This is a genomic window from Methylomonas sp. 2F7, assembly GCF_057126975.1.
Genome location: NZ_CP195203.1, coordinates 4409438 through 4422293 on the forward strand (window position 1 = coordinate 4409438; position 12856 = coordinate 4422293).

The window sequence follows — 12856 nt, forward strand, 5'->3', positions numbered from 1 at the left end:
ATTTACCTAACCTTGGAAGAACAATATGGCTTTTGTAATCACCGAAAACTGCATCAAATGCAAATTTACCGACTGTGTTGACGTATGCCCCGTCGATTGCTTTCATGAAGGTCCCAATTTTCTGGTTATAGACCCCGACGAATGTATCGATTGCACCTTGTGCGAACCTGAATGTCCAGCCAACGCCATCCACGCCGAAGACGAGCTACCGGAAGGTCAAGAGCACTTCGCGGCACTGAACGCGGAACTGGCCAAACAATGGCCTATCATTACGGAAGTGAAAGACTCTTTGCCGGACGCCGACGAGTGGAACGGCAAACCCGGCAAACTTGCGTTGTTGGAAAAGTAAGAACTGTCATTATCGAATGCAATACCGAACCAATGCTCTTCCCAACCGGAAGGGTATTGGTTCAACCCATCGTTAAAGCATCCGCTTAATAACTAGATTTCACCCTTCTCGACCACTGGCATAATCCAGTAATGGATACCGGAGCCGGCAAATTCGGACTTCAACTTTTCCAGCAAGGCGGAAATAGCCATTTTCTCGGCGTAAATCTGAAAGCGCGCGGTTTGCTGATCGGCATCGTCGGCTTCGGTGAGAAATTTGGTGATTTTGTGCTCGCCGGTATCACTATTGAGCAGCTCTTCCTCAAAACTGATCAGGCACTCCATCATCGGCCCCTCCATGACAGGTGGCACGATAAATGAAATGGAGAACTGTTGATGATGCACGGTTCGGAAAAAATCATCTTCACTGTTAAAACGATCAGACGCATTTTTGATTACTTGTAGATACTTACCGCGCCTGCGATCACCCTTGCGCTTTTCGATAATATCGGCAGACACAGGCGTCTGATTTTGGCGAGGGTCGTTGTACCAGCTACGATGGTAATAAGGCCTAACCACCACCATTCTGCCGTTAAACCGGCGATTTTTTAAACCTTTAACAACTCTTTGCACGGAAAGCTCGGAATCCAGCGTTACCACACCGTGATATTCGATAGTACCTATGCGGGTATCCTGTAAGGCCAGAATCTCCACATCGACTATACGGCCGGATTTTCTGAATAAGCCACTTTTCAAAGCAGGGGCCACAAACTCGGAAATTTCAGTATGCCTGGTATTAGCAGGAATGCGTCGCAAAAAGATGTTCATAGGGCTATGTGTGGCAAGAAAAATAGCTCATTCAAAAATGTTTAACTGCTGTTTGTCCGAACTGTAGCATCCCCAGTCGTTTTCTGCATGCTTTATGCTTAGATGATGCCTTGTTCGATAGCCGGCACCAGCCAATAATGAAGTCCGGAACCGTTAAAATCCGCCTTTAGCTTAGTCAATAATGCGGAAATGTTTTGTCTTTCCACATACATTTGAAAACGAATTTTGCGTTGATGTCCCGCGACCTGCTCTGCCAGCGACAAACCCTGCCGATTGTGATCGTGAACATTGGCCGGAAAACTGGTAAAACCCTGAGACCATTCCAATGACAGCAAACAATCGACCAACGCCTCTTCCAGGCTGGGCGGCACATTCACAGTCAGTAAAAATGCTTCGTGACTCATCTGCAATGCTCCGGATGGCGGCCGAATAGTTGATAGAGTATCGGCAACAGGATTAGGGTTAATAATGTCGAAGACAATAGACCGCCGGTGACCACAATAGCCAATGGCCGTTGAATTTCCGAACCGGGACCCGAGGCAAACAGTAATGGAATCAAGCCGAAGGCAGCGATGCTGGCCGTCATCAGAACCGGCCGCAACCGCCGCCCGGAACCGATAATCACCACCCGCGACAGTTCCATACCGGTCGCGCACAGCTGATTAAAATAACTGACCATCACCACCCCGTTTAATACCGCGATACCGAGCAGGGCGATGAAGCCTACCGAAGCCGGCACCGACAGATATTCGCCTGACATCCACAAGGCAAACACCCCTCCTATCATGGCCAGCGGGATATTGGACAACACCAGCACCGCCTGCCGCACCGAGCCGAAGGTGGAAAACAGCAACAGAAATATCAAACCTAACGATAATGGAATCACCAGAGACAGACGCGCGGAAGCGCGTTGTTGATTTTCAAACTGCCCGCCGAACGCCACATGGAAACCGCCCGGCAATTTGACGCGCTCGGCCACCGCCTTGCGCGCCTCGTCGACAAAACCGACCAAGTCGCGGCCCTCAACATTACAGCGGATCACCACGAAGCGCTGGCCTTTTTCCCGATCTATAGACACCACCCCTTCTACCGCTTGAATTTTCGCGACTGCGGTAATCGGCACATGGTCGCCATTCGGCAAACTGATTTGTAAATTATCGAAGTTGGCGGTGTTACTGTCGCCGCGCAGAAGCAGAGGTGTGCGCTTCACCCCCTCTTGGACAATACCCAGTTGTACACCTTCAATCTGCGCGCGCAACATATCTTCTATGCTATTACTATCCAAACCGAAACGGCCGGCAGCTTCTCGATCAATACTCAACTGCAGAAACTGCATGCCTTCATTTTTACGGGTAAACACATCACTGGCACCGGGTATGGTCTTCAGCACCGCTTCGATTTGCTCCGCTTTATGATTCAAAGTATCCAGATCGGCGCCGAATAATTTGATCGCCACGTCACCGCGGGTCCCAGTCAACATTTCCGAAACCCGCATTTCGATGGGCTGAGTGAAACCGAAAGCAATGCCCGGCGTATGGTCCATAATCTTCCGGATTTCCTCGATCAGCTCTTCCTTGGTTTCCATGCGCCATTCCGCTTTGGGCTTCAGAATCAGAAAAGTGTCGGTATCGTTCAAACTCATCGGGTCCAAACCCAACTCATCGGTACCGACTCTGGACACCACAGTCTGTACTTCCGGGATATGCTCGAGGATGTTTTTCTGCACACGGCCATCCAAGGCCACCGAATCCAGCAAGGTAATGGACGGCAATTTCTCCAACTGCACGATGATGTCGCCCTCGTCCATCGTCGGCATGAAGGTACTGCCGATTTGGGTGAATACCAATACGCTTGCCGCCAACATCGCGCCGGCGCCGATAAAAACTTTTGTGCTGTTAGCCAGACACCAGACCAGAACTGGCTGATACCACTGCAACAGTTTGCGCGGCAACCAGGGTTCTTCATGGGATACCTGTTTCAGCAACAGCGACGCCAGCACCGGAATAACGGTTAATGACAATATCAAGGAACCGCTTAAGGCAAATACGATAGTCATTGCCACCGGCCCGAACAGCTTGCCTTCCAGCCCCTGCAAGGTCAACAGCGGTAAGAATACGATGATGATGATCAAGATGCCCGATGTCACCGGCACCGCTACTTCGCGGGTAGCCCGATAAATCAGATGCAGGCGCGGCAACCTTTCGGCCTTTTGATGATCGGCCAGCTGAGTAATCACGTTCTCCACAACTACCACAGCACCATCCACCAACATCCCGATAGCGATAGCCAAACCGCCCAGGCTCATCAGGTTAGCCGACATACCGAACGCGTGCATCAGGATGAAGGTCACCAGCGCCGCCAATGGCAAGGCCAATGCGACAGTCAGGGCCGCGCGTAAATCGCCTAAAAACAGAATCAGCAGCACCACTACCAAAACGATGGCTTCCAACAACGCCTTGGAAACGGTGTTTACTGCCTTGCCAACCAATACACCACGGTTATAGAACACATTCAGATGCACGCCTTCAGGCAAACTTGGTTGTAATTCCGCCAACTTGCTTTCCAGTTGCTCGATAGTCTGCCGAGCATTGGCGCCGCGTAAACTGAGCACGACCGCTGTCACGGCTTCGCCGTTACCGTCCTTGCTGACCGCGCCATAACGAGTCAATGCGCCGATTCTTACCTCGGCAATATCGTCCACTCGCGTCGGCAAGCCCTCGTGTTGCGCCACCACAATGGCCTTCACATCCTGCTCGTTCTTGATACGGCCTTCGGCGCGCACTATCAGCGCTTCCTCGCCTTCGCTCAGCCGACCGGCACCGTCGTTGCGATTATTGTTTTGCAAAGCCGCTCTTAATTGCTGGGTATCGATATTTCGAGACGCCATGCGAATATTGTCGGGCACCACTTCAAAGCTGCGCACCAGCCCGCCCAGCGCATTCACATCCGCCACGCCGCTTACGGTACGCAGAGCAGGGCGGATGGTCCAATCCAGTAACTCTCGCCGCTGCATCAGAGTTAAATCGCCGCCTTCTATGGCGAACATAAACATCTCTCCTAGTGGCGTGGTCATCGGCGCGATGCCGCCTTGTACGCCCTCCGGCAAATTGCCCCACAAGGCGTTCAACCGTTCCGCGACTTGTTGCCTGGCCCAATAAATATCAGTGCCTTCTTCAAAGTCCAGCGTAATATCGGTAATGGCATATTTAGCCAACGAGCGCAGCATGGTTTGATGCGGAATGCCCAGCAACTCAACTTCAATCGGCGCGGTAATCCGAGCTTCCACTTCTTCCGGCGTCATGCCATTGGCTTTGACGATGATCTTGACCTGCGTAGGCGACACCTCGGGAAAGGCATCGATGGGAATATGCTTGACCGCATAATAACCGCCGCCCACCAGCAACAGTACGCCGAGTAAAATCAACAGCCGCTGGGTCAACGCAAAGCGAATTAACCCAGCCATTATTCGCCGCCTCCCAAACCTAACCAATTGGCTTTCAAGGCCACCGCGCCTTTTATGGCGATTTGCTCGTTGCCGGACAAAGGTCCGCTGATCAAGGAATTGGCGTCCTGCTTACCGGTAACCGTCACTTCGGTCACGGCAAATCCGTCTTGATTGCGCACAAATACATAAGCGCGCCCTTCGTTCTGCGCAATGGCGGTATTAGGTACAAGGAAGCCGGTCTCTAAGCTGTTTTGCATGATCTGCGCATTGACGTTCTGTCCCACGCGTAAACCCTCGGCTTTGCCGTCAATCACCGCCCTGGCCAATACCGTTTGGTTATCGCGATCGACACTTTGACCCAGCAAGCTAATTTTGGCAGTGATCTCGCTGCCTTTCAGACACACCGAATCGCCGAGCCGAATCCCGCTCAAGCGCTCCTGCGGAATATTGATTTCCAGCCACAGCTCAGACAAATCGGCAATCCGATACAGCGGCGCCTGCATATCCAAGCGGGCACCCAAATTGGTCAGACGCTCCAACACCACCCCGTCGATGGGCGCCCGAATAGTCAAACGATTGTCCAGCTTGTGGTTTTGACCCAAACTTTTAATCTCGGCGGCCGACATGCCGGCCAACAGTAACAACTGCCGGGCCTCATCGGCCTTGGCCGATTTGCTGCTGTACAGCATTTGGGTTTCCTGCCAGCGCCGCTGCGCAATCACACCTTCCTGCAATAATTTTTGATCGCGGCTGCGCTCTTGGCCGGATAAATTCAGTTCGCTAGCAGCGGTTAAAAATGCTTGTTGTAACCCGACAAGTTCCGGGCTGTTCAACTGTGCCAACAGTTGGCCTTTGTGTACCTTGTCGCCAATATTGACCGGCAATTGGGTAACCAAACCGGGCTGGCTGCTACTGATCAACACCTCCCGATCTGCCGGCACCACCACTTTGCCCGGCGCGTAAAACAACGGAATCTGTTGGCTAGCGGTAAGCTGCGCAACTTTTATATCCAAATTGTCGATCTGCTGCTGAGTAATTTTGATCTGCGTATCTTGAGCAAACACGCTTAACGCCTGCGTCAATAACAGGCCGAAGATTAACCGCCTCATGGCTGTATGCCTACCGCTTGATTATAGAAAGCGATGTTGCGCTGTAATTTAACCTCCTGCAATTTGGCATTGCGAATCGCTTCCAGACTGCGAGCCTGGATTTTTAAGAGATCCAACAGGTTGATTTCGCCGGCCGAGAAGCTGACTTCGGTCATTTTCAGATGGGTTTCGGCGATTTGTTTCAACTCGTTGGCTATTGCCAGCTCCGCCCGCGTCACTTCCAGAGCATGCTCGGCTTCGTGCAGATTTTTCTCCAACTGCCGGTAAAGATGTTCGCGTTGCGCCTTGGCATTGTTCAGCTCCAGATTCACCTTCGCGATTTCCGGCGCGTTATAGGCCTCTCCGCCGAATAGCATCACCACGCCGACGCCGACACTCTCGATGTCTTGCCCGCTGCGGCCATCCCGTTGGCTTTTCGCGCCTACACTGAGCTTGGGTTGATTGATAGGATCGGTGGATTTGGTCCATTCAATTTCTGCTTGTTTGCGGTCAATGATGGCATTGATAGCTTCCAACATCGGGTGGTTGCTGGTCACGGAGGTAATATCGCTGAGTTTTTCCTGATAATTGCCCGGCACCCGCGACAAAGTAGTCAAGCTGGCATAGGCTTTACGGCTATGCATTACCTCCGCCTCAGCTTGGGTTACCAACGCCCGGTTTTGCAGATATTCACCCTTGGCCAGCAACAAATCCGCGCGCGGCAAATCGCCCAGTTCCACCCGGCGTTCGACTTTCTTCATCAATTGCTCGGAAATCGACAAAGCATTTTGCGCCTGTTGCAAACCGATATTGGCGATTTCCATATTCCACAAGGCATCTCTGATCAAGCGTGTGACTTCCAGCTTAACCGCCGCCGATTGCTTTTGCGCGGAAACGCCGGCCCGCTCCGCCACGGCCTGGCCGGCATCGCGCTGCCCCCATTTCCAGGTAGTGATTTCGACTTGGGCCGAGGCCTCACGTGAACCCAGGTCGTCGGCAATTCGGTCATCCATGTAATTTAAACCAACAGCCGTGGAGCCGGCCACCCAAGCATCGCTGCGTTCGGCCAAGGCGTTGGCTTCCTGGGTCAAGGCTTCGCCAACCAATCGATCCGGGTATTTCTCCAAGGTTATTTCGACTAATTGCGACAAGCTGAGCGATTGATCGGTTTCGATAGGATCCATGTGCTCGACAATCAAATTTTCCGAAAACATTTCGCCGCGAGTCGCCGCCAAGCTCTCTCCGACAGGATTTATTTCGGCAAGGCAAGGCGCCGTAACCAGCAGTAAAACAGGTAAACCGCATTTCAGATAACGGTATCCATTCATGGAGCACTCCAAAGCAATAATTGAATAGGGCTGAGCAGCCAAAGGCCTAATGGGCTTTTGACCATTTTTAGAACGAGGGGCTGTTACGTGTTAAATAAGCGTACTTCAACAACGAAGCCAACCCCTTTCAGAGCGGCGGCGCGCGGGATGGATTGTGACTAAGTACGGGGTCTGGCGCGAACAGCGGTATAAGCGGAGAAAAATTAACGACTTGGATTTGCCGCGTAACCGCCAAATCGGCAACCACGCTGACCAGCAGGTAGAAAACCGGCTCCAGCCTGTCCAGCCATTGCTGCTGTTTGATCGCGGAGCCCAGATTGACAATACTATTTTGAATTTGCAGGTCGTGCTCGACAGCCATCAAGGCGGGGTCGCCATCATGGTCGATATGTAGCGACTCGAATTCGTGCAAATGCAGGCCGCCCTGCATGGCATCTCTACCGACATGGGCATGCACCAGCGGCGCTGCCACTTGCAAAAGCAGCAAAAACATAACTAGAAATTGACGCAAATATGCAACCATTTATGTTTTCAGAATGTCTGTTGGATGTCGTTAATCAGTAGACGGCGGTTGTATAGGACCATGCGAAAGGCTATTCTACTTGAATTACGCGATTTTACCCCGAATATCGGCATACATTTATTCACTTTAGGCAAACACCTATGAACAGAAAGATCGGTACCTTGGCAACATTATTCATTGCGCTGGCCTTACTGCTAGGCAGTGTCCAGGAAGCGCAGGCGAAACGCATGGGCGGCGGAAAGTCTTTCGGCAGCAAACCGAGCTATAGCACACCGTTTCAACGCTCCACCTCTCCCAGTGGAGCCAGCAGCCAGCCTACCCGTTCGGCTAGCCAGCAACAAGCCGCCGCACAAAATCAAACAGCCAGACAAAATTGGGCCGGTCGCGGCGGCCTGATGGGTATGCTGGGTGGCTTGGCTTTAGGCGGACTATTGGGCTCATTGTTCTTCGGTGGCGCATTCGAAAACATCAATCTGATGGACATGCTGCTGTTTGCCGGCGTCGCCTATCTGCTGTATCGCTTGTTTGCGGCCAGATCACGTCAGCAACCCGCCGCACCGACCGGTTACGGACCAGCTCACTCACAACCAGCGGAATCGCAAAATTATTATCGCGAAACTCAACAACCGGCAGCTGGCGGCTCCGGCTTCGATACCGATGTGCTGTTCAAAAAAGGCAGAACGGCGGGATCAAATAGCAGCGACTATCAACAGCCCGCTGGCTTCGACGCGAACAACCTGCCGGCTGGATTCGATCAGCGCGCCTTTTTGAGCGGCGCAGAAAGTGCGTACCGCTACCTGCAAGCAGCTTGGGATAGTCGCGACTTGGCGGAAATCCGCGGCTTAACCACGGACAAGGTATTTGTGGAAATTCAAGAGCAATTGCAAGCATCCAGCGCCAGCAACAAAACTGAGGTTCTGAAACTCAACGCTGAATTAATTGATGTCCGCGAAGCCGGCTCGGAGTTGGAAGCGGTAGTGTTATTCGACGCATTGATCAGCGAAGATGGCGCGAAAGCCGAACCGATCAAAGAAGTATGGCATTTCGTCAAACCCATAAACAGCAATCAAACCCGCTGGTTCCTGGACGGCATTCAGCAATTTGCAGAATAATCCGGCATGACGGCGGACAGCACTAAAGTCAGACAGCGTTACGATAGGCTTGCGCCCTATTTCGATGGTCTGGAAGGCTTTCTGGAAGGCTTGCTGTTTCGCCGTTTACGTAAAAAGCTCTGGTCGCAGGCTAGCGGCGCCCATATATTGGAAGTCGGGGTCGGAACGGGGAAGAACTTCCCGTTTTACCCTGATGATGGCCGGATCACAGCTATCGACTTCAGCCCGAAAATGCTGGAAATGGCCCGCCGCAAACAACAGCGTAAACAGATTGTTGTCGATCTGACTTTGATGGATGTGCAGGCTCTGGATTATGCCGATAACAGCTTCGACACGGTCATTGCCAGTTTTGTGTTTTGTTCGGTACCGAAACCCAGAAAAGGCCTGAAAGAGCTCTATCGCGTTTGCAAACCTGGCGGTCAAGTGCTGTTGTTGGAACACGTATTAAGCTCCAACAAAGCTTTGGCGATGATGATGAATTTGTTCAACCCGCTGATTTTGAATACTTTGGGCGCCAATATAAACCGGCAGACGTTAAAAAGCGTGCAAGCTTGCCCGTTCCAAAAAATATTCGTCGATCCCGCCAGCAGCGACATGATCAAACTGATCCGCGCCATCAAATAAATCTTCTTCGCAAGGCCGCTCATTCGGGCGGTTTTTACTATTTAATCGCCGCCGTCTACAATGCACGCGTGCTTAATCGGGCGTAAATGACGGAAATTATGGCAAACAAGTTAAAATTGGCGAGCAAAAATAAGCGTTTGGCGCTTTTCTGTATTGCCCTGCGGACTGCCGCGCCTGCCGGGGCGGACGATACTCTATCCCATTTAAAAACCTTATCTCTCCAAGAGCTGAGTGCGTCCACCGTTTCCATCGCCTCGAAAAACCAACAACCTATCAGCGAAACCCCGTCGGCGGTATTCGTCATCAGCCACGAAGAAATCAGGCGTTCCGGCATGCAATCGATACCAGAACTGCTGCGCAAGGTGCCAGGCCTGGAAGTCGCACGGGTGGATGGCAATCAATGGGCGATCAGTAGCCGGGGCTTTAACGGGATAAATGCCAACAAGCTGTTGGTGATGATGGACGGCCGCACTGTCTACGACCCACTGAACTCCGGCGTTTACTGGAACGAGCAGGACTACCCGTTGGAGGACATTGACCGCATCGAGGTGATTCGCGGCCCCGGCGCAACGTTGTGGGGCTCCAACGCCGTCAACGGTGTCATCAATATCGTCACTCGTTCCGCCCAGGAATCGCAAGGTGTATTGCTGTCAGGCGGCACCAGCAAAGAAGAACCCGGATTCGGCACCTTTCGTTATGGCGGCCAACTCAATCCGGACTTTAATTATCGAGTCTATGGCAAATACAATCATCGCGAGGCTTTTCATTTCGGTAACGGCGAAAAAGCCAATGACAGCCTGGACATGGGCCGCGCCGGTTTTCGCAGCGACTGGACCCCGGACGCCCGCAAAAACCTGATCGTGCAGGGCGACTATTTCAATGGCGACATGCAGCAGTCGCTGAATAGCCTCGACCCGGTTTCGCCCATTAGCCCCGACAGCACCAAAAAATATGGCGGTAACCTGCTGTTACGTTGGCAACAAACCCTGGAAAACGATAGCCGCCTACAAATCCGCAGTTATTTCGATCATGCCGTCCGCAACCAAAGCCGACTGGATTATCGGCGCAGCACCTTCGACCTGGATTTACAGCATGATTTCAATTGGCACGCTCATCACGTAACGTGGGGTGCCGGTTATCGCTTCAATAGCGATCAACTTCAGCAAAAACAGGCGTTGTTACACTTCGATCCATCCGAGCGCGATGTGCACTTGTTCAACGTCTTTGCTCAAGACGAATGGCGATTTCTGGCAGACGAACTGCGCTTGATATACGGCAGTAAAGTCGAGCATAACGATTTTACCGGCTTTGAGATCCAGCCTTCCGCCCGGCTGTTGTGGGTGCCCAGTCAACAACACAGCCTGTGGGGCGCGGTATCCAGAGCAGTTCGCGTGCCGGCCAGGGCAGATCACGACGTCAATGTCTTGTTCAACGTAGCCCCCGGAACCACAGCCAACATTATGGGCGACGATAATTTTGACTCGGAGAGCGCAATCACTTACGAATTGGGCTACCGCTTTTTCCCCAACGACATCTTTAACCTGGATACTACGCTGTTTTATAGCGATTACGGCCGGCTCAGCACCACCGAACCGCAAACGCCGCTTATCAACGGCGACAACATCACTATCCCGTTTCTAATTGCCAACAAGGCAAACGGCGAAGCCTACGGCTGGGAAACAGCGCTGAATTGGCGGGTTTCCGAACGCTGGCGATTACAAGGTAGTTACAGCCTGTTTGCGATTGCCTTGCACCAGCGCGACGGTAGCCTGGATAGCGCCGCGACGGTGGCTGAAGGCAATAGCGCCCGCAACCGTTTCAACCTCAGCTCCTACTTCAATCTGCCGTATCAACTGGAATTCGATGCGCATTGGTATTACACCGATCACCTGATCAATCAGGTGCCGGCCTATCATCGTCTGGACTTGCGCTTGGGCTGGCAGCCGAATCTACATTTTGAATTGGCTGTCGGTGCGCAGAATTTGCTGGACAATCGGCATCTGGAGTTCAGCCCTAATATCGATAACGCGGTGATCAGTAGCGAATTCGAACGCAATTATTACCTTAAAGCGACGGTACGCTACTAAATGCGGTATCCGAGCCTACACAGGTTCTTGGCAAACACCGGCGCAGTTGCGCGGCGGTGTGTGTTAATGCTGTTGCTAAGCTGTTTACCATCGCCGCAGTCGGGCAGAGCGGACGAGCCGCGCTTTAACGAGACAGAACTTAAAGCAGCGTATTTATACAACTTTGCCTACTTCGTTACTTGGCCGACAGCCAATAAGGCGTTTCAGTTTTGCAGTTACGCCAATTCGCCGGTCACCGGCATACTGGCAAAACTGATCGAAGGCGAGCGGGTAAACGACTTACCGATTCAGCTGATTATCGACCCAATACCCGAACAATTGCACGAATGCCAAGTAATTTATATTCCGGCGCAACAGGAAAGAATTCTCGCCGCGACCCTGGAGTTTGTCAGACCATTTCCGGTGTTGACGGTCAGCGATATCGCCGATTTCGAACACCGAGGCGGCATGATCCGTCTGGCTAACGACGGCCTTCGGGTTCAACCGGTTATACAACTGAAAAATGTGACGCGAATAGGGCTGGCGATTAGTTCCAAGCTATTGCGCAGTTCGCGGCTGATTGAGTAGCTGCCGGTAGCAATTCTCTGGACAATTTTGAACATGGCTCAACGAGAGTTACTGAACTCGCCGCCGCGCACGGGTCTGTATCTGTGCCGTCGAATGCATATGTGCGACTTTGGAACTGATGGGCGGCACACCCAAGTATCTGAACAAGTAAATCAGGGTACAGGATTAACCGATACCCTGAATCAAATTGGCCTTATAACTAGCGCACCGAATTAACGGTACGTTCCAGTTCTTCGCGGCTGAGATGGCGCACATCCTTGCCTTTCACCATGTATATTACCTGCTCGCAGACATTGCAGGAGTGGTCGCCTATCCGCTCCAAAGCCCTGGCTGCCCACAACATATCCAAGGCTCTGGTGATGTTACGCGGGTTTTCCATCATCTGCGTGATCAATTGGCGGGTGATGCTGGTGTATTCCCGGTCTACCTTGGCGTCCTGCTCGGTGATGGCAATCACTTCCTCGACATCATTTCGGGCATAGGCATCCAAGGCGCCGTTCAGCATGTCCTTGACCAAATTCAGGAGATGTTCAATTTCATAGTACTTGTCTTGATAATAATCGGCACCTTCCAGACGCATGGTCATTTTGGCGATACGTGCGGCTTCGTCGCCTATCCGTTCCAGGTCGGTGATGATTTTGATAGTGGCAATCAACATGCGTAAATCAAAAGCCGCCGGCTGGCGCTTGGCCATGATTTCGGTGCATTCGTGATCGATGTCTTTTTCCATCTCGTTGACATACTGGTCCTGCTGCACCACTTTTTCGGCATTCTCCATGTCGTTACTCATGAAAGCCTTGGTCGCCAAATCGACTTGCTGCTCAACCAGGCCGCCCATGGTCAGCACTTTGTTGCGAATGTCTTCCATCTCCTCGTTGAATTGACGGGAAATGTGCTGTTTGATTTTGCTGTTATCCATTGTCTACC

12 protein-coding genes are annotated in these 12856 nt (G+C 52.1%); 5 read left to right on the forward strand and 7 right to left on the reverse strand.

Annotated features, from left to right (window positions below; all coding sequences use genetic code 11):
• The first annotated feature begins 25 nt into the window (after nt 1–25).
• Entirely contained in the window at nt 26–349 is a 324-nt protein-coding gene (gene fdxA, locus ACR64Q_RS19845) for a ferredoxin FdxA (protein ID WP_020484239.1), read from the forward strand.
• Between the two features lie 92 nt (nt 350–441).
• Here fdxA and ACR64Q_RS19850 read toward each other — a convergent pair whose 3' ends face one another.
• The 6 genes from ACR64Q_RS19850 to ACR64Q_RS19875 all read right to left on the reverse strand — a co-directional run bounded on the left by ACR64Q_RS19850 (nt 442) and on the right by ACR64Q_RS19875 (nt 7539).
• On the reverse strand, nt 442–1155 hold the full coding sequence (locus tag ACR64Q_RS19850) for a DUF3240 family protein (protein ID WP_020484238.1): 714 nt from the start codon (nt 1153–1155) through the stop codon (nt 442–444).
• A 98-nt stretch (nt 1156–1253) separates the two neighbouring features.
• Nucleotides 1254–1559 carry a DUF3240 family protein gene (locus ACR64Q_RS19855; protein WP_026602602.1) on the reverse strand — a complete coding sequence of 102 codons (306 nt, stop codon included), beginning with the start codon at nt 1557–1559 and terminating at the stop codon, nt 1254–1256.
• Nucleotides 1556–4618, reverse strand: coding sequence for an efflux RND transporter permease subunit (locus tag ACR64Q_RS19860; RefSeq protein WP_313732856.1), 3063 nt, complete (start codon nt 4616–4618; stop codon nt 1556–1558). The genes ACR64Q_RS19855 and ACR64Q_RS19860 overlap by 4 nt, the downstream gene beginning before the upstream one ends.
• Nucleotides 4618–5709: an efflux RND transporter periplasmic adaptor subunit gene (locus ACR64Q_RS19865; protein WP_026602604.1), complete on the reverse strand. Its 1092-nt coding sequence runs from the start codon at nt 5707–5709 to the stop codon at nt 4618–4620. Before ACR64Q_RS19865 ends, ACR64Q_RS19860 begins: the two co-directional genes overlap by 1 nt.
• Nucleotides 5706–7016, reverse strand: a complete 1311-nt coding sequence (locus ACR64Q_RS19870; protein WP_026602605.1) for a TolC family protein — start codon at nt 7014–7016, stop codon at nt 5706–5708. Before ACR64Q_RS19870 ends, ACR64Q_RS19865 begins: the two co-directional genes overlap by 4 nt.
• A gap of 127 nt (nt 7017–7143) precedes the next feature.
• Complete coding sequence (locus ACR64Q_RS19875; RefSeq protein ID WP_026602606.1) at nt 7144–7539, reverse strand: hypothetical protein; 396 nt, start codon at nt 7537–7539, stop codon at nt 7144–7146.
• Nucleotides 7540–7679: 140 nt separating this feature from the next.
• On the opposite strand from ACR64Q_RS19875, the gene ACR64Q_RS19880 reads away from it, so the two are divergent.
• The 4 genes from ACR64Q_RS19880 to ACR64Q_RS19895 all read left to right on the forward strand — a co-directional run bounded on the left by ACR64Q_RS19880 (nt 7680) and on the right by ACR64Q_RS19895 (nt 11929).
• Nucleotides 7680–8651, forward strand: a complete 972-nt coding sequence (locus ACR64Q_RS19880) for a Tim44 domain-containing protein (protein ID WP_026602607.1) — start codon at nt 7680–7682, stop codon at nt 8649–8651.
• A gap of 6 nt (nt 8652–8657) precedes the next feature.
• Nucleotides 8658–9275 (forward strand): class I SAM-dependent methyltransferase, encoded by a 618-nt coding sequence (locus tag ACR64Q_RS19885; RefSeq protein WP_026602608.1) that lies wholly within the window; start codon nt 8658–8660, stop codon nt 9273–9275.
• Nucleotides 9276–9373: 98 nt separating this feature from the next.
• A complete protein-coding gene (locus ACR64Q_RS19890; RefSeq protein WP_313732858.1) occupies nt 9374–11362 on the forward strand; it encodes a TOL_0244 family TonB-dependent receptor in 1989 nt (662 codons plus the stop codon).
• 66 nt (nt 11363–11428) lie between these two features.
• Complete coding sequence (locus ACR64Q_RS19895; RefSeq protein ID WP_026602610.1) at nt 11429–11929, forward strand: YfiR family protein; 501 nt, start codon at nt 11429–11431, stop codon at nt 11927–11929.
• 199 nt (nt 11930–12128) lie between these two features.
• Here ACR64Q_RS19895 and phoU read toward each other — a convergent pair whose 3' ends face one another.
• Entirely contained in the window at nt 12129–12848 is a 720-nt protein-coding gene (phoU, locus tag ACR64Q_RS19900) for a phosphate signaling complex protein PhoU (RefSeq protein ID WP_020484228.1), read from the reverse strand.
• Nucleotides 12849–12856: the final 8 nt, after the last annotated feature.